The sequence below is a fragment of the Nocardia sp. NBC_01329 genome (assembly GCF_035956715.1).
GTDB lineage: Bacteria > Actinomycetota > Actinomycetes > Mycobacteriales > Mycobacteriaceae > Nocardia.
In genome coordinates, this window is record NZ_CP108381.1 from 1,208,758 (window position 1) to 1,224,634 (window position 15,877).

Annotated in this window: 15 protein-coding genes and 4 tRNA genes; 9 read left to right on the forward strand and 10 right to left on the reverse strand. The window is 67.3% G+C overall.

Annotated elements, in window-relative coordinates:
• Window positions 1-9: 9 nt before the first annotated feature.
• Window positions 10-543: a GNAT family N-acetyltransferase gene (locus OG405_RS05695; protein ID WP_327150576.1), complete on the reverse strand. Its 534-nt coding sequence runs from the start codon at window positions 541-543 to the stop codon at window positions 10-12.
• A 176-nt stretch (window positions 544-719) separates the two neighbouring features.
• Between OG405_RS05695 and OG405_RS05700 the strand changes: the two genes are divergently transcribed.
• From OG405_RS05700 to OG405_RS05710, 3 genes are all read left to right on the forward strand, one after another.
• Window positions 720-3,131, forward strand: coding sequence for a flavin-containing monooxygenase (locus OG405_RS05700; protein WP_327150577.1), 2,412 nt, complete (start codon window positions 720-722; stop codon window positions 3,129-3,131).
• Between the two features lie 7 nt (window positions 3,132-3,138).
• Window positions 3,139-4,092, forward strand: coding sequence for a LysR family transcriptional regulator (locus OG405_RS05705; protein ID WP_327150578.1), 954 nt, complete (start codon window positions 3,139-3,141; stop codon window positions 4,090-4,092).
• A 148-nt stretch (window positions 4,093-4,240) separates the two neighbouring features.
• Window positions 4,241-5,155, forward strand: a complete 915-nt coding sequence (locus tag OG405_RS05710; RefSeq protein WP_327150579.1) for a hypothetical protein — start codon at window positions 4,241-4,243, stop codon at window positions 5,153-5,155.
• A gap of 157 nt (window positions 5,156-5,312) precedes the next feature.
• Here the strand turns inward: OG405_RS05710 and OG405_RS05715 are convergent, their stop codons facing one another.
• Window positions 5,313-6,536, reverse strand: a complete 1,224-nt coding sequence (locus OG405_RS05715; RefSeq protein ID WP_327150580.1) for a sigma factor-like helix-turn-helix DNA-binding protein — start codon at window positions 6,534-6,536, stop codon at window positions 5,313-5,315.
• Window positions 6,537-6,985: 449 nt separating this feature from the next.
• On the opposite strand from OG405_RS05715, the gene OG405_RS05720 reads away from it, so the two are divergent.
• Window positions 6,986-8,092: a baeRF11 domain-containing protein gene (locus OG405_RS05720; RefSeq protein ID WP_327150581.1), complete on the forward strand. Its 1,107-nt coding sequence runs from the start codon at window positions 6,986-6,988 to the stop codon at window positions 8,090-8,092.
• Window positions 8,093-8,159: 67 nt separating this feature from the next.
• On the opposite strand, the gene OG405_RS05725 is transcribed toward OG405_RS05720, so the two are convergent.
• The 3 genes from OG405_RS05725 to OG405_RS05735 all read right to left on the reverse strand — a co-directional run bounded on the left by OG405_RS05725 (window position 8,160) and on the right by OG405_RS05735 (window position 8,423).
• A tRNA-Val gene (locus OG405_RS05725) sits at window positions 8,160-8,234 on the reverse strand.
• A gap of 1 nt (window position 8,235) precedes the next feature.
• A tRNA-Cys gene (locus OG405_RS05730) sits at window positions 8,236-8,306 on the reverse strand.
• Between the two features lie 44 nt (window positions 8,307-8,350).
• Window positions 8,351-8,423 (reverse strand) — tRNA-Gly (locus OG405_RS05735).
• Between the two features lie 311 nt (window positions 8,424-8,734).
• Between OG405_RS05735 and OG405_RS05740 the strand changes: the two genes are divergently transcribed.
• The 3 genes from OG405_RS05740 to OG405_RS05750 all read left to right on the forward strand — a co-directional run bounded on the left by OG405_RS05740 (window position 8,735) and on the right by OG405_RS05750 (window position 9,328).
• Window positions 8,735-8,806, forward strand: a tRNA-Val gene (locus OG405_RS05740).
• Window positions 8,807-8,855: 49 nt separating this feature from the next.
• Window positions 8,856-9,092 (forward strand): hypothetical protein, encoded by a 237-nt coding sequence (locus OG405_RS05745; RefSeq protein ID WP_327150582.1) that lies wholly within the window; start codon window positions 8,856-8,858, stop codon window positions 9,090-9,092.
• On the forward strand, window positions 9,089-9,328 hold the full coding sequence (locus OG405_RS05750; protein ID WP_327150583.1) for a hypothetical protein: 240 nt from the start codon (window positions 9,089-9,091) through the stop codon (window positions 9,326-9,328). Before OG405_RS05745 ends, OG405_RS05750 begins: the two co-directional genes overlap by 4 nt.
• Before the next feature lie 123 nt (window positions 9,329-9,451).
• Here the strand turns inward: OG405_RS05750 and OG405_RS05755 are convergent, their stop codons facing one another.
• Window positions 9,452-9,979 (reverse strand): helix-turn-helix domain-containing protein, encoded by a 528-nt coding sequence (locus OG405_RS05755; RefSeq protein WP_327150584.1) that lies wholly within the window; start codon window positions 9,977-9,979, stop codon window positions 9,452-9,454.
• 35 nt (window positions 9,980-10,014) lie between these two features.
• On the opposite strand from OG405_RS05755, the gene OG405_RS05760 reads away from it, so the two are divergent.
• Window positions 10,015-10,917 (forward strand): alpha/beta fold hydrolase, encoded by a 903-nt coding sequence (locus OG405_RS05760; RefSeq protein ID WP_327150585.1) that lies wholly within the window; start codon window positions 10,015-10,017, stop codon window positions 10,915-10,917.
• Between the two features lie 51 nt (window positions 10,918-10,968).
• On the opposite strand, the gene OG405_RS05765 is transcribed toward OG405_RS05760, so the two are convergent.
• Together OG405_RS05765 and OG405_RS05770 are read right to left on the reverse strand one after the other, a co-directional pair.
• Window positions 10,969-11,916, reverse strand: coding sequence for an alpha/beta hydrolase family protein (locus OG405_RS05765; RefSeq protein WP_327150586.1), 948 nt, complete (start codon window positions 11,914-11,916; stop codon window positions 10,969-10,971).
• A complete protein-coding gene (locus OG405_RS05770; RefSeq protein ID WP_327152232.1) occupies window positions 11,913-12,458 on the reverse strand; it encodes a helix-turn-helix domain-containing protein in 546 nt (181 codons plus the stop codon). Before OG405_RS05770 ends, OG405_RS05765 begins: the two co-directional genes overlap by 4 nt.
• Window positions 12,459-12,576: 118 nt before the next feature.
• Between OG405_RS05770 and OG405_RS05775 the strand changes: the two genes are divergently transcribed.
• Entirely contained in the window at window positions 12,577-13,842 is a 1,266-nt protein-coding gene (locus tag OG405_RS05775) for an alpha/beta hydrolase (protein ID WP_327150587.1), read from the forward strand.
• 282 nt (window positions 13,843-14,124) lie between these two features.
• Here OG405_RS05775 and OG405_RS05780 read toward each other — a convergent pair whose 3' ends face one another.
• Both OG405_RS05780 and OG405_RS05785 read right to left on the reverse strand, forming a co-directional pair.
• Entirely contained in the window at window positions 14,125-14,739 is a 615-nt protein-coding gene (locus tag OG405_RS05780; RefSeq protein ID WP_327150588.1) for a class I SAM-dependent methyltransferase, read from the reverse strand.
• A gap of 35 nt (window positions 14,740-14,774) precedes the next feature.
• Window positions 14,775-15,866 carry an aldo/keto reductase gene (locus OG405_RS05785; RefSeq protein WP_327150589.1) on the reverse strand — a complete coding sequence of 364 codons (1,092 nt, stop codon included), beginning with the start codon at window positions 15,864-15,866 and terminating at the stop codon, window positions 14,775-14,777.
• Between the last annotated feature and the right edge of the window lie 11 nt (window positions 15,867-15,877).

Here is a 15,877-nt window from a genome sequence, read left to right on the forward strand (position 1 = left end):
GACCGCTCGTCAGAATTCGAGGCGCAGCAGGTAGTCGTGGTGTACCTGACGTCCCACGGCAAAAGTTCTCGTACCCACCTGCTGGAACCCGTATTTTGCGTAGAAGCGCTGTGCCCGCGGGTTCTGCTGGTTGACGCCGAGCCAGATACCGGCGTAGCCGGCGTCGCGAGCCTGCTCCAGCGCCGCGCGCATGAGCGCACTCGATACACCGGTCCCGTGATGGCCGGGCAGCACGTACATCTTGCTGATCTCGAGAACCGGATCCAGGATGACCGCCGCCGCCACCTCCGGGTCGTCCGGTGGGCCGCTGTGCAGGATGGCGTATCCGACGATCTCGTCGTCGGCAACGGCTTTGAGTACCGTGCGTGCCGGATCGGACAGGTATTCGCCGAACCGTTCACCGGAGAGGACCTCCGCCAGGAACACCTCGATATCGTCGATATCCGAACCCGGCGGGCAGGCCAGTGGAAAGGTCGCGGCGGCGACATCGCTGAGCGCTTCGGCGTCCCACAGTCCGGCCCGGTCCACGGTGACAGTGGTCATATTCCAATGAGACCACAGGCCGTCGGGGCACCAGCGTGTCCGCAGGTCCGGCGGGGCGGGGCCGCACGCGCGGACAGCTCTTCCGGGTACGCGGCCGGCCTCCCGCGACCTGCGGTGATCGGCGTAATGGAGCCTTCAGCTTTGCTGCCGGACACATCCGACGTAATCTCTCGCCCATGAGGAGCGGGAACCGCATCGCAATCGTCGGTGCGGGTATCGCGGGTCTGGTCTGCGCGAAGGTCCTGAGTGAGGATGGGTTCGCGGTCGAGGTATTCGACCGAGCCCCCGATATCGGCGGCGTGTGGAGCGAGACTCGCCGTTACCCGGGCTTACGCGCGCAGAGCAGCAAGAACACCTACCACTTCTCCGACCATCCGATGCCCGCCGACTACCCACGGGTGCTCGACGGAGCGCGGATGCAGGAGTACTTGGCGAGCTACGTGCGGGCCTTCGGCCTGACCGATCGGCTCCGGTTGCGCACCGAGGTGGTCGCGGCCGATCCGGTCGACGGTGGCTGGTTGCTCGAGATCCGCGACCTCGACGGCGTGCACCGCACTTCCTGCGATCACCTCGTCATCGCCAACGGTGTGTTCAGCGAACCCGAGGTGCCCGATTTCGCCGGTGCGACCGAATTCGGGCGCGCCGGTGGTCAATTGGGGCACAGCACCCAGTTCCTGGATGTGGACGCGGTGCGCGACCGGTCGGTCGTGGTGGTCGGTTACGGTGCCGCGGCCTGCGATCTGGCCACCGAGATCAGCCGGGTGGCCGCCCAGACGACGGTGGTGGCGCGTCGGCTCTTGTGGAAGATGCCGCGCCGCCTGGCCACTGGACTGGATGCTGAGCGAGTGTTGCTCACCCGAACCGGTGCCGCCCATTTCCGTCATCCCGAGCCCGGCCGGTTCGAGCGGCTGCTGCACGGTCCGGGCCGCTCCTTCCGAGAGAGCAACCTCGATCTCGTCGAATCGCTCGTGGCGCAGCGCTCCGGTGCCGCGGAACTGGGCCTGATACCGCCGGTGCGGTTCGAGCAGGCGCATGAGGCTGCGTTCGGCCTGGTCGCGGACGGTTTCGCCGAACAGGTGGCCGCCGGCCGTATCACCGTCTGCGGCGGGACGGATGTTGCCGCGCTGGGCGGTAGCCAGGCCGGACCGTACGCGGAACTGTCCGACGGCCGCCTGGTCCGAGCGGATATCGTCATCTGCGCCACCGGTTTCCAGCAGCGAGTTCCCTTCCTCACTCCGTACGTGCAGCGTCAGCTCACCGATGACAACGGCAATTTCCGCCTGTACCGGCAGATCCTGCCGCTGCAGGTACCGCATCTGACCTTCGCCGGCTACAACTCGTCACTGCTGAGCGCGGTGGGCGCGGAAGTGGGCGCGCACTGGACCTCGGCCCTGCTCAGCAGAAGCCTGCCGCTGCCACCCACGGAGACGATGAGCGAGCGGATCGAGGCCCGGCTGCGCTGGATGCAGGAGTACACCGGCGGTCACCACGCGCACGGCGCCTCCGTCACTCCCTACGCACTTCGCGATATCGATGAATTGCTGGCCGATCTCGGAGTGAACCTTCCGCTCGCAGCACGCATCGCACAGTGGGTGCGCCCGGCCCGGCCCGGGGACTACAAGGCGGTGTCGCGCCGGAAACGGGGACCGGTCGCGAAGGACCCCGGCGCCGCCCCGTACAACGCTGTTGGCGCGCCGTCACCACCACCGCACACCGGTGCGACGGAGCCGATCCACACCGGCGCCGCCCGGCCCGAATCATCGGGTGGACAGCCGGTGGTATCCGAGCCCCCGACCGTGCGGCTGCCGGAGTCGGCGCTCCCCGGGGCCGACGACCGGACCAGGATTATCGAGGTTCCCGGTGGCCCACCGGCCGGCCCTACCGAGAGGTCTGGCACGCAGCCCGCGCCGGGGGCGCCTCCGCAATCGGCGAACGAGATCCGGCCGGTGACCGCGCCGGAGCCGGTGAACACCCGGTGGCCGGTGACCGCGCCGCAGCCACCGAATATGCCGCGTCCGGAGGCCGCGGCAGCACCGGCTCCCAACGGCCACCCCGCGGATGATCCGTCGCCTACTGCCGCCCCTCAGTCGCCGGTGGAGGCCGCGCGGGCCGCGGACGCGGCCCGGCGGGCGGCGGCCGAGAAACGGGCGGCGGGTATCGCCGAACGATCCAACAGCCCGACGGTGCGGCTCGATATGCGTGCGGCCCAGGCCGCGGCGGCCGCTTATCCGGTTGTGCTGCCCGAGCCGCAGTCCGCCGACCCGGCGCCGCCGGTCGATGCTTCGCAGGCCGCGGAGCCGGCGGCAGCCACCCCGGTCGAACCGGGACCAGCTGATCCGGTAACGGGGGCCACCGAACCGGCAGCCACCGGCCCGGAGCCGGGGTCCGGGACGACGGAGCCGGACGACGGTGCACCGAAGCCGGAATCGGGAGCTGCGGAGTCGGCCTCCGCGACGACCGAATCGGAGATCGGCGAACCCGGGACCGTAGGGTCCGCGACCACCGCAACGGAACCGGCGACCACCGAAGCGGGATCGGCGACCACCGAGCCCGAAGCACAGTCCACCGGCTCGCCCTCCCGAGCCTGATCCGGCCGTGCCGGATCTGGATCTGAACCTGCTGGTGGCGTTGCACGCCCTGCTCGAGACCAACAGCGTCACCCGAGCGGCCGAGCGGCTCAACACTTCACCGCCGGCGATGAGCCGCGCCCTGGGCCGGTTGCGCCGGGTGTACGGCGACCCGCTGCTGGTGCGCGCCGGGCGCCAATTGGTGCCGACCCCGCGGGCGCTGGAGTTGCGATTCGAGGTGAGCGCGCTCGTCGAACAGGGCCGGGCGTTGCTGGCCAAACCCGATACGGTCGACCCGAACGCCCTGGTGCGCGGGTTCGCGCTGCACGTCGACGACGCGGTGCTGCCCGAACTCGCCGCCCGGCTGCTCACCGAGGTCCGCGCGCACGCGCCCGGGGTGACTCTTCGCTTCGTGCCCGGTGATACGGACGCATCGGTGAGCGCGCTGCGCGACGGCCGGATCGATGTCCAGGTCGGGGTGATCGCACAGGCCGATCCGCAGACCCGGGTGGAACGAGTACGTGGAGACAGGCTGATCGGTGTCGCGGCTCCCGAGCATCCGCTGGTCACCGAGAGGGTCACCGTTGCCGCGTACGCCGCCGCGGCCCATATCAGTATCTCGGCGCGCGGTATCGCCCGCGGTCCCATCGACGACAGGCTCGCGCTGCACGGTCGCACCCGCCGCGTCGTGGCCACTGTCCCCGATCTGACAACGGCGTTGCTGGCGGTGCGTTCCGGCGCCGCGGTGTGCCCGGCGCCCGAAGTCGTCGCGGCCACCGCTCTGCCCGCCCTGGGACTGTGCCCCTTCGAGATACCGCTGCCGCTGCCGGAAGTGACGATCTCGCTGGCCTGGCATCCGCGCAACACCCCCGATCCCGCGCACGCGTGGTTGCGCACCCTGGTACGTACGGTCCTGGCACCCGCCGATCCGGTGACCGGGACACCCCGGGGCGCGAAGGTTGCGCGGGTCCCATCTGGGTAACTGCTGGGCAGAAACCTGGCGGTGACCGGCATTTGTGGAGCACCCTGGATATGTCGGCGTGGTGTCGGGCCGACATGGTGGGACGGGTTAGATGGGTGGTCGCATGCAGACGAAGCGGCGGACTGAAATACGGTGTGGGCGCCGGACGATGTTGTCCGACCTGGGTATATCCGACGGTCCGGTGGGTACGGACACCGCGGAGAAGACCACATCGGGTTACGGTTGCGGCTGTGCTCGCTGTGTGGAGTCGCAGTGGGACGCGCAGCGACTCAAGTACTGGCTGGCTAGTCGGCTACTCGCGTTCGGTGCCGACGAGGCGGTGGTGGATCGGCGCGCCGGTCCTGTCACCGTCGACGTCTGGTGGCGGCGCGGCACCGAGCAGTTCGCGATCGAGGTGCGTACCGGCCCACTGACTCAGGAACTCGCGCAGGAACATGCGGACCGGTTGCGCGCGCTGGGGTACGCGGACGTGCTGTGGTTGTGCGCCCCCGGTTTCTGGGTGTCCCAGTTGCCCGCCCTCGGCATCGCCGACCTCGCGCCCGTCTCGTGTGAGTACCGCGCGGTGAGCGGCATGCTGGAGACCGGTCCCGCAGGTCTGGTCGCGCCGGGTGAACGACCCTACGAGTTGCGGGAATTCCTCCGGCAGTGGGTGGCAGGTGAGGTCGCGTGGGGATACCGCGATCACGTGAGGAAGGGATGGGCGGCTGTGACCGACTGGGAGAAGCACACCAGGACCCAGGCGATGCTGCTCGAGCGGCAGCGTCTGGAACTGATGTCACAGCGCACCGCGCTGGCTGTAGCGCGGCAGGCGATGCGGGAGAAGAAGCGGCAGCTCGCCAGAACGGTCTCCCGGATGGAGCGCACCGCGCAGCGTGCCCGGGATCAGGCCGAGGCGGTGGCGGCGGTGGACCGCCGGATAGCCGACCAGCAGCGGATGCACCACGCGTTGGAGGACACTATCCGGCGCCTGCACAAAACCATCGACAACTGGCAGTTGATCGTCGTGTTCGTGATGCTGTTGCTCGCGACTTTCATTGCGGCGACCATGTTGGTCAAGCCCTGAAAGGTTGAGGGTCGGCGCGGAACCGGTCCGGAGCGCAGCCGCTCGGTCCGGAGCGGCTGCCCGGGCCCGATGGTGGACGGTGCTACCGGTCTCGGTGCAGCGGCGCGGTGGTGGCTGGTACAGCGCGCGGGCGGCGGGGATGTGGCCGCGACCGTGTCTAGGAGCGTGCGACCAAGCGGAAAGGCGCACGCTCCCAGCGCCATTCGTTCCGGAGGACCAGCGTGAGCAGGTCGAGGAATTCGAATCCGGTGTCGGCCCGCAGCTGCCGTAGTGCCGGCAGACGGACCGGCCCCGCCGCCAGCAGGTCGGTGAGACGTTCCTCGATCTCACCGGGAACCCGGCGAGCGACGAGCTCGGCTTCGCCCAGCGCGCTTCCGGTCCACAGCAGCCAGCCCCAACCGTTGTCGTGGGCCCAGAGGCGCGCGGCCGCCGATTTCGTCCGGTTTCCGTGGAAGCCGAGGTATCCCAGCGGTTGTTCGTCGATCAGTACCCGGCGGCCGTCGGTCAGTTCGGCGACCACGGTCGGGAAGTGCAGCCGTTCCTCACCGTCCACCGCGTACCCGACGGCGTCGGGATACTCCTGGAAAGTGTGTATCCGGTCGTCGGTGTCCAAGAGGCGCAGGAGCCGGGCCTCCAGTCCGGAGTCGAATCCGATATCGCGTCCGGCTTTGCGCAGATAGAACCGGCCGCGACCGTCGTCGTCCAGATCGAAGGTGCGGGCCGAGGTGGTGGGCAGCGGCGCGGGCCCACCGAATCCCGTGGGCCAATCGATCCGATAGGTCCACGGTGCGGGTGGCCCGGCGGGTGCCCCGGCGGCGCGCAGACGGGACAGCAGGTGGTTGGTCTTCTTGCGCCAGCCCACGATGCGCTGGGTGACGAAGCCGGCGACCCGTTTCGCGTCGGTGGCGGTATGCCCGGCCAGGCGCAGTTTCAGGTATGACAGATCGTTCACGGCGATATCGGTATCGGTGGCGTAGGTTTCGGCCAGCAGTGCCCGCGTCAGTACCGAATCCCGGGTGCCGACGGGGTAGCGCCGGGCGTACTCCGGGACCGGTAGCCGTCCGGCGCGGGCCGTATGCCGGAGCAGTTCGCCGACCGCCTTCGTATGCAATTGGCGAGCACGGTCGCGGGAGAAGTCCAGCCGCGCGCCGATCCGGGTGAGCGTTTCGGGGCGATCTCCGGAGATACCGAGCCGCAGCCGCAGGATCGTGCCGGCCCGTTCCCGGTCGACCGCGTAATCGTCGACGAGCCCCGCCAATTCGTGCACGCATTCCTCGATGCCGAAGGACAGGTGATCGCGCAGATCGTCGGGAAAGAAGTCCTCGGTATCCGCGGCGGCCGGACCGTCCGGCAATACGTCGCGGGCTGGTTCGGTCTGCACGCACACCCCCTGTCGGATTCCGGCGGACCGGCCGGCTCGAGTTCGTGCGGGTCAGCTTAACCGCGTGCGCCGACAATCCCGGTGGCCGGTGGAGCTGTGCGCGAGGGCGCCGACCATCCAGAAGTCCGGACGGGGCCCGGTCCGAGCTCTGGGCCGCTGGCTTCCCGCGCAGGCCGGAAGCCCGTCGTCATCCTGCGCGGGAGGGCGGATAGTCGATGGATCCTCCCTCGGTGCGGCATGCGGCGTGCCGAACCCGGCGAGGGCGGATCGGAGAGCGCGGACCTGTGATCTAATGAAGTTTGCCGAGTGATTGCCGAGGCGGTAGATCCACCGGCGACCTTCGCGAAGCATCTCCGGAGACGAGCCCGCCACGACCGGCCGCCGAGAGTTCGGACACGGTTCCACCGGATGCCGGCGCGCTGATCCGACCGACAGATGTGGAGGATTTCGTGCTGCACACCGATATCCCGACCCGCGGCGAACTCGAAGCGCTCGCGGCATCGACCGATGATTGGTGCGTCTCGATCTACACCCCCACCGAATCCGATTCGGCCAACCCGGATCGCAACCGGATCGCGTTCGGGGACCAGGTCCGGCGTGCGCTCGACCAGGTCACCGACTCCAAGGCCCGGACGGCCCTGGAGGAGGAGTTCGACGTCCACATCGACGACGCCGAATTCTGGCGCTATCAGTCGCGCACCCTGGTCGTACTGGCCACCCCGACGCGGATCCGTACCTACCGGCTGCCCAACGAGCTCAACGCCTCCGAAACGGTAGGTGACCGCTTCTACCTCAAACGCCTGCTGCGCGCGGTGACCTTCCCGCAGTCCGCGTTCGTGCTGGCGCTTGCCGAGGGCGGCGTCCGCCTGGTGGAGGTGACCGCCGACAAACCCGCGTACACGGTGCGGATACCGGGTCTGCCGCCCAGCGCGGCCGATCACGCCGGAAAAGCCAGTCTCGGCGATCGGGCTCCGAAACGCCGGGTTCAGGGTGAGGAGGGCCGCAAGATGCGGGTCCGCCAGTACGCCCGCGCCATCGATACCGAACTCCGTGATTTCCTGTCCGGCCGCCACGTTCCGCTGATCCTCGCCGCCACCGAACCGACCGATTCGCTGTTCCGCTCGGTGAACAGCTACGACAACCTGTTGGCCGAGAGTATCCCCGGCAACCCGGAAAACGCCTCCGACCAAGAGCTGGCCGAGCGCTCCCGGCCGATTCTGGACCGCCACTACGCCGCGCAGCTGGCCGAGCTCACCGAGCTGCTGAACCGGCGCCGCAGTGAAGGCCGGGCCGCCACCGACGTATCCGATCTCGCCAGGGCTGCCGTCGCGGGCGCTGTCGACACCTTGCTCGTCGATATCGACGCCTCGGTCCCCGGCACCGTATCCGCCGACGGCACGGTCTCGTTCGGTGAGCCGGACGAGATCGACGCACCCGGAATCCTGGACGAGATCAGCCGCCGCGTCCTGCTCACCGGTGGCCGGGTGCTGGCCGTCCGCACCGATGATCTGCCCGACGGCGTGCAGATCGCCGGGATTCTCCGCTACGCGGCATAGCCACCGAGAAAAGCAGAAGAGGCACTTTCCGGATATTCCGGAAAGTGCCTCTTCGACTGTTCTGAACTGGTGCGCGATACTGGGATTGAACCAGTGACCTCTTCCGTGTCAGGGAAGCGCTCTCCCGCTGAGCTAATCGCGCGAGGTGGAGACGGGAATCGAACCCGTGTGCACGGCTTTGCAGGCCGTTGCCTCACCACTCGGCCACTCCACCGCGCAAAGGGGGACGGCATTCATTGCGCCTGGCCCTACCTCTCGAGCGGATGACGGGATTCGAACCCGCGACCCTCACCTTGGCAAGGTGATGCGCTACCAGCTGCGCTACATCCGCATTCCACATCCCCGGCGGCCATTCGGTCCTCCGTGGTGCGAGACAGAACATTAGCCCACCTTCGACGGAACCCACAAATCGCCTGGTAGATGTGCATAAATCACATGCATGTCATTTCTCGGCCACGCAGGGGTGGGGTAGTGGGCGTGCGGACCGTCGGCGGCTGACTTCGGATTGGTCATGGGTGGATCGGTGGCCGGAAGTTCGGTAGATGAACGACAACGGGGTGATTTGGTGGCGGACGGGTGGTGCGTGTTAAAGTTCCTTCTCGTTCGGAGGGCTTCGAAAAGCTCCCGGAATCTGTTCATCCCGGTCTCATAGCTCAGCGGGAGAGCATCCGCTTCACACGCGGAAGGTCGCTGGTTCGATCCCAGCTGGGACCACTGCATAAGGGCAGGTCAGAGGTTTTTTTATCGGGCCTGTCCGTTTTGCGTGCAGTATACTTGCAACGATCGGGCTATCGGCGCGGTCCTGGTCGACGGAGCGCAACCACACGGCTGGATCGATGAGATCGATATAGAAGGCATGTGTAAGCTGTGGCGCCGCTTGGGCTGGGTGATGCCGCTGCTGCGCCCGATCGGCATGGCCCCGCGGATGACCGCGGAGCAGATGGCCGAGAGCAACATCGAGCTCGGCGAGATCGCACGCGAGCGTGAACTGGGCCCGTGATGGACAACATCACCGTGCCGACCCGCTACGTCAACGCCTCCGGCTCCTCACTCGGCAGCAAAGGCGATGAGCAGGAACGCATCCGTGCGAGCCTGCACAAGGTAGTCGAACGCAACCCCGACATCGAGATTCACACCAAGGTGTCCAGCAACCACAGCAGCATCCTGCGCAAAGACTTTCGTGCCATTGCCGAGGCGGTTCGCGTGGTCGGCGGGCTCGACCGCAGGCAGCGCTGAGATGGCATCCAGGCGGCGGCCTACCGGAGCCGCTCCGGTAGGCCGCCCTGCCGGAACAAGCGGATGTCCGCCGAATGGTGACCACCGCCCGTGGGGTCGACCTCGACGCCCCCATTCATCGCATCACGTCGGTAGCGGAAAGAAGATCGGGCTGATGAGGTACTTACGTCGCTCACCCTCCGGTGCGTTCGAGGCGACCGATTCTAGGACTTTCTGGAGCTGAGCTATGAGGTGGGCGCGTTCGTCGTCGGTGAGCCACACGGGCAATTGGATGTAGGAGACGTTGTCGCGGTAGGGCTCGGCGCCGGGGGTGTGCAGGTAGTGCTGAAAGCTCGACGCCAGCACACTCATGGCTGCAGCGAACAATGATTGATGATCGTCGGTGGTCAATGCGGCCATTTCTGCGGGCGGCATCGCCGCGCCACCGGGTGCGAATCGGTAGGTCCGTTCGACTGCTCCGCGGCGCCGCTCTTCGCGATGCACGACCAATATTCCGGCATCGAGCAGCACGGCGAGCTGGCGATACAACGTCGGCCGCGAGACATCGGGTAGCCGATCCAGCAACGAAGCGGCCGTGAACTCGCGGCCATCCATGACGGTGTTGATGATGCGGATTCGCACAGGGTTGCGAAGAACCTCTACCAGCTCCATATTCCAATGGTCTCACAAGGTGATACCGTTCTCACATGTCGATACCAATCACGTGGCCGGTGGGCGATCGCGTCGCAGTCGGCGCACGGACTCTGTGGACACTGCGCGCCGAACCCGCAGGCGATCCGATCCTGTTCCTTCCTGGAGCCGGCAGTTTCGGGCTGGACTTCTACCGGGTGTACGAGCTGATCGAGGAGCACTGCACCCCGATGCTGTACGACCGTGCGGGTACCGGATGGAGCGAGGACGTAGCACTTCCACGCACCTTGGACGAGGTCACCGACGAGATCACTGATCTGCTCTCCGCACTGGGAGTCGAATCGGCCGTGACGCTGGTCGGTCACTCCCTCGGGGGCGCCTACGCCCAACGCTTCGCGCAACGCTTTCCCGAGCGGGTCGCCCGGCTCGTGCTGATCGATCCACTGCACCAGGACTGGGACGACTTCGTGCCGCCCGAGCTCCAATTCGGCGCGGCACCCGTTACGGAAAACGCGCAGATGCCCGAACTTCCGGCGGAAGCGATCGACCAGATACGGACCGCGATGGAAATCGCTTTCAGCGATTTCCCGGCCGAGATCGGTAAAGCAGCTCTGGACCTGCACATGGGCACCGAACGGTTCCCCGTCGGGTTCCGAGAGGGCCTGAACGCGGCGCACCTGCTCAACGAGCTCCGGGAGGGAGGCCCGCTGCCCGAAGTTCCGACGCAACTCATCAGCGCAACCGGAACAGACGCGCAGCAAGGCCTTTTTGTGCCCGCGGACCTCCTACGGCAGCAACTGGAGGGGAGCGAGCGGCTCTACGACAATATCGCCGAAAGACACTCATGGGTGGAGCGCGTCACGGTGCCCGACGCATCACACGCGAACCTGCCCATGGTCCGCCCAGATATCGTTGCCGCCGGCGCTGCACCCGTGATGCCGGACCACCGGCAACGCTGACGATCTCATCGGGTTCCGGACGGGCGCGAGGAACAACGAAGTTCGTGTCGGTCATGTGGTGGTGAGCCAGGTGGCGATGTCGGTGACGACCTGTGGGTCGACATGCTGGGGCGGGACGTATTCGGCCGGTGTGGAGGGGCCGGTGCCCGGGAAGAACAGATGGTTGTCGGCGTCGTAGACGCGGATGGTCACCCCGGCACGGCCCTCCAGCCCGGCCCGCCAGCGGGCCAGGTCATCGTCCACGGTGACCTGGTAGTCACGACCGCCCTGCAGGATCAGCATCGGTTTACCGACCGCCGCGGCAGTCGCCACCGGGTCGTAGTCCCGCAAATCCAACCAATACGCGGCTGGTGCCGCGAGGGGGAGTTCCTCTCGCGGCGTCGACGGTGATAGGTCGGCGCTGTCGACCAATCGGGCTTGCCGGGTGATGGTTTCGACCGTGGGGAGGGAGGCGCCGCCACCGAGTTCGGTGAGGTAGCGGATCTGGCGGACGGCCGTCCAGTGCAGCGGTTGTGCACTTGCCGCCATGAGGATCAAGCCCGCCACACTCGGTTCGGTGGCGGCGACGCGGGGCGCCATCCTCCCGCCCAGGCTGTGGCCGAGCACGAACACCCGCTCGGGATCCACCGCTGGATGTGCGCGCAGAGCACCCACGGCCGCTGCCGCATGGGGTACGTATTCGTCTGCGGCAGTGAATTTCGCGTCGATGTGCTCGGGGCGCGCGTAGGTGATTTTGTCGAATCGGAGGACCGCGATACCGCGGTCGGCCAATCCCCAAGCGATGTCTCTGAGTGGTTTGTTGTCGCCGAGTGTGCCGTCTCGGTCGGTCGGACCGGACCCGGATAGCAACACCACGCCCGGCCTCGGGCCGTCGGCGCGGGGCATGCTGAGGGTGCCGGGAACGGTAACGGGCTCGGAACCGAGTATCAGGTCGTGCTCGTCGAAGGCTTCTGGGGCGGCGTACTCCGGTAGCTGCCGAGCGTGTTCGGTGTGTGTCATGACGCGTCTTCGGTGCGATCGGGCTCGGAGGCCAGTGGGAACAGGATCGGGCTGAGCAGGTATGGCTCGCGGTCCGTGGTCGCCGGGTGGGCTACCCGGGGTGCGATCACAGCGCGGAGGTCGGCGATGAATGCGGCGAGTTCGTCGCGGTCGAGCCAGATCGCGTGCTGGCGGTAGCCGACCAGGTCACCGGCCGGGTCGGCGTGGTCACTGTCGAGGTAGGTCTGGAATTCGGCGAGCAGGGTCGCCATCGCCACGGCGAAGATACGGCGATGGTCGTCGACGGACGCGGACGTGGCGGTGTCGGCGTCGATCACCGCGCGTTCACGGCGCAGCCGGTAGCTGCGTTCCACCGCACCGCGGACGCGCTGTTCACCGGCGAGGTCGAGAATGTCGTGCTCGGCCAACAGGTCGACATGGCGGTACACGGTGGCCTTCGAAACGTCGGGCATACAGGCGCACAGTTGCGACGTGGTCATGACACGGCCTCCGGACAGGGCGTGCACGATCCGCAGCCGCACCGGGTGCGCGAGCAACTCCATAGGGTTCACCCCCCAATGATCTCAATTCTGATACCGTTTGCAAAGTTGAGAATATTGGACTGCGGGCGCCACCCTGATGGGAATGGCGCTGCCGGCGGGATGAGGAGGATCCTTTCGGATGATGGCAACAACTGCAGAACAGGCAGGCATCGAGGTTGTCGAACTGCTGCGGGCCAACGGTTTTACAGGGGTGCACGAGAGGTTCGCGGCGCATCTGCAGGCGTTGGTGTCGTCTGGGAGCCTGCACGATGCGTGGGATTCGGTGCAGCAGCGGCACGGGCGGGTCACCGAGGTCGGCGAAGCGGTGGGTGAGGCGGGGCCGTCGGGAACGACAGTGGTGCGAATCCCCGTCCACCTCGAACGCGGGGAGCTGATGATCGAGCTGGTCGTCGATGAGACGGGCCGGTTGGCGGGGCTCCAGCTGACACCGCCCGCCGAACCCTGGCAGGCGCCCGCCTACGCCGACGAGACGGAGTTCGAAGAACATGACGTGACACTCGGCCCTCACCCGTTCACCGTGCACGGAACCCTCAGTGCACCAAGGCGTTCGACCGGATGCCCAGCCGTCGTCCTGCTGGCCGGGGGCGGGCCGTTCGATCGCGACGAAACCGTCGGCTCGAACAAACCACTGAAGGATCTCGCCTGGGGGTTGGCCGGCCGTGGCATCGCAGTGTTGCGGTTCGACAAGGTCACCCACACCCACCGCGACGTGGCTGCCCATATGGATGGGTTCACCATGGCCGACGAATACGTGCCCCACGCGGTGGCGGCCGTGGGTGCTCTGCGCGCGCATCCAGCGGTGGATTCCGGGCGCGTCTTCGTACTCGGGCACAGTATGGGCGGCAAGGTCGCACCACGGGTCGCCGCCGCTGAACCCGCGGTCGCAGGGCTGATCCTGATGGCCGGCGACGCCGAGCCGATGCACCGGGCGGCGGTCCGGGTCACCCGATACCTGGCCTCACTGAACCCCGACAACGAGGCCGCCGCACGCAGCGCAATCGAAACCCTCACCCGTCAGGCCGAATCGGTCGACGCGCCCGACTTGTCACCGGCGACACCGGCCGGCGAACTGCCGCTCGGACTATCCGCCGCGTATTGGTTGGATTTGCGGGACTACGACCCGGTGGCGACTGCCGTGGCGGTCGGTAAACCGATGCTGATCCTGCAGGGCGGTCGTGACTACCAGGTCACCGTGGACGATGACCTGGCCCGCTGGCGGGCCGGGCTGGAGGGCCGTGCCGGTGTGACCATCCGCGTCTACGACGCCGACAACCATCTGTTCTTCCCGGGCACCGGCCCCTCCACACCGGCCGAATACGTCCCGCCCCAGCATGTCGACCCACAGGTCGTCACCGACATCGCCACCTGGCTCACCACCACATGACCGACACGAACTTCGTTGTTCCTCGCGCCATGATTACCGGAACCCTCTTCGAGAGCGCATGCCGCGACGATATCGAGCGCGGCTGCCCTTGACGCCCTCGACATCTGACGGCGCCAGAAGTACGCAGAGCGGCCGGCACGGCTTGTTGTCGGGGGGACCGGCGTCGCGGCCGGAGGGTCCGGCCGGGGTATGTTGCCGGCTCTGCCAGGTTCTGCATCCGTGCTTTCCGTGGTTCGTGGGCTTCGCCGGGCCGGGCACGGTGGGCGTGCCCGGCCCTTCGGATCAGTCCGGTCGGGTGGCCGTAACGATCTGGAAGATGTTGTCCACCCGCCGGACCCGCGGCGTGCCCAATCCGGCGGTTTCCAGCATTGTGCGGAGTTCGGAGTCGGAGTGGAAATGCGCGCGCCGGGCGACAGGTGGCGGCATGAGTGATCGCGGAGGGTCGGGTGCGACCGTGTGCAGGACCACGCGGCCGTTCGGCCGGAGAACACGGTGCAGTTCGGACAGCGTCTTCGGTGTATCGACGAAGAAGAGGATGTTCATCGCGGTCACACAGCTGAAGTGCTGGTCCGGCAACGGTAGCGCCTCGGCTGTGCCCTCGAGGACTTCGAGCCGACCCTCTCGGACGGCTGCGTTGTTGCGCGATCCGGTGAGCGCGACCATATCGGCGCTGTGGTCCACCGTGGTCATCCGGCAGCCGCTTTCGAGTGCGCGCGCGGCGAAGGTGCCCCCGCCGCAACCGACCTCGAGGAGATGGTCGTCGGCGGAGAGGTGCAATTCCGCGAGCGTGTCGCGGAAGATTTCGTGATGGGACTTCATATCGCGCCACATCAGCCGGGCCAGCGGGCCTCGAGGTCTGCGCAGCAGGCGGTCGGTGAACAGATCGAACAATGCCAACGTGGTTTCCTGTCGTGATCGGGGTGGGAGGGAGTTCAGCCGAGGGGGCCAGGCCGAACCGGCATATCGCCGAAGATGCTCCGGCGGGCCATCGGGCGGGCGAGTACGTTGTGCGGATATCCCGGCGCGGCGACGGACGCATCGTCGAGACGGACGAGATGGTGGTCTTCCAAGATCAAGTTCAATGCGCCGAGGCTGTCGTCGAGCTGCGCGCGCGTCCGGGCGCCGAGGACTGGCGCGGTGACCCCGGGCCGATGCAACAGCCAGGCGAGGGCCACCTGCGCCGGTGACCGGCCGAGTTGCCGGGCGACCTGAACTACGGTCGCCGCGATGGACAGTGTCCGTTCGGTGAGACCGCCGTTGGCGTCGATCAGATCTCGGCGGGTATGTCCCAGCATCGGTCGACGGGATTCCGCGGGTAGGTCGGCCTCGGTGTACTTGCCGGTGAGTACGCCTCCGGCCAGTGGCGACCAGGGGACCACGCCGAGACCCAGCTCGCGCGCCATCGGGAGCATGTCGTGTTCGGTGGTGCGTTCGGTCAGGTTGTATTCGAGTTGCACCGCGATGAGCGGTGTCCATCCGCGCAGATCGGCGATCGTCTGCATCCGTGCGATCTGCCAGGCGGGCGTGTTCGAGATACCCATGTACAGCACCTTTCCCGCGCGCACCAGATCGTCCATGGCCCGCAGGATCTCCTCCGGTGGGGTGAGGTCGTCCCACATGTGCAGGTAGAGCAGGTCGAGGTAATCGGTGCGGAGCCGGCGTAGCGCGGCTTCGACGGAGGCGATCATGTTCTTGCGGTGGTTGCCGCCGGAGTTCGGGTCGGTCGGGCGCCGCAGCAGGGTGTACTTGGTGGCCAGGACGAGCGACTCGCGATCGGCGGCGGCGAATTCGCCCAGCCATTCCTCGGCGGTGCCGTTGGTGTAGTTGCCTGCTGTGTCCAGGAAATTGCCGCCCTGGGTGAGGTAGGTGTCGAAGATGCGCCGCGCTTCGAGCTTGTCGGCTCCCCAGCCCCAGTCGGTGCCGAAGGCCATCGTGCCCAGTGCCAGCGGCGAGACCCGCAACCCCGATCTGCCCAGGGTCCGGTAGCAGTCGAGCGCATTCCCATTGTTGAAAATCGTTGTCATTGTCGTTTAGC

What these genes read in the sequence shown, in the direction of transcription:
- OG405_RS05695 (WP_327150576.1), bottom strand. Translation starts at nt 543, where the DNA reads ATGACCACTGTCACCGTGGACCGGGCCGGACTGTGGGACGCCGAAGCG.
- OG405_RS05700 (WP_327150577.1), top strand. Translation starts at nt 720, where the DNA reads ATGAGGAGCGGGAACCGCATCGCAATCGTCGGTGCGGGTATCGCGGGT.
- OG405_RS05710 (WP_327150579.1), top strand. Translation starts at nt 4,241, where the DNA reads ATGTTGTCCGACCTGGGTATATCCGACGGTCCGGTGGGTACGGACACC.
- OG405_RS05755 (WP_327150584.1), bottom strand. Translation starts at nt 9,979, where the DNA reads ATGGAGCTGGTAGAGGTTCTTCGCAACCCTGTGCGAATCCGCATCATC.
- OG405_RS05760 (WP_327150585.1), top strand. Translation starts at nt 10,015, where the DNA reads ATGTCGATACCAATCACGTGGCCGGTGGGCGATCGCGTCGCAGTCGGC.
- OG405_RS05765 (WP_327150586.1), bottom strand. Translation starts at nt 11,916, where the DNA reads ATGACACACACCGAACACGCTCGGCAGCTACCGGAGTACGCCGCCCCA.
- OG405_RS05770 (WP_327152232.1), bottom strand. Translation starts at nt 12,458, where the DNA reads ATGGAGTTGCTCGCGCACCCGGTGCGGCTGCGGATCGTGCACGCCCTG.
- OG405_RS05775 (WP_327150587.1), top strand. Translation starts at nt 12,577, where the DNA reads ATGATGGCAACAACTGCAGAACAGGCAGGCATCGAGGTTGTCGAACTG.
- OG405_RS05785 (WP_327150589.1), bottom strand. Translation starts at nt 15,866, where the DNA reads ATGACAACGATTTTCAACAATGGGAATGCGCTCGACTGCTACCGGACC.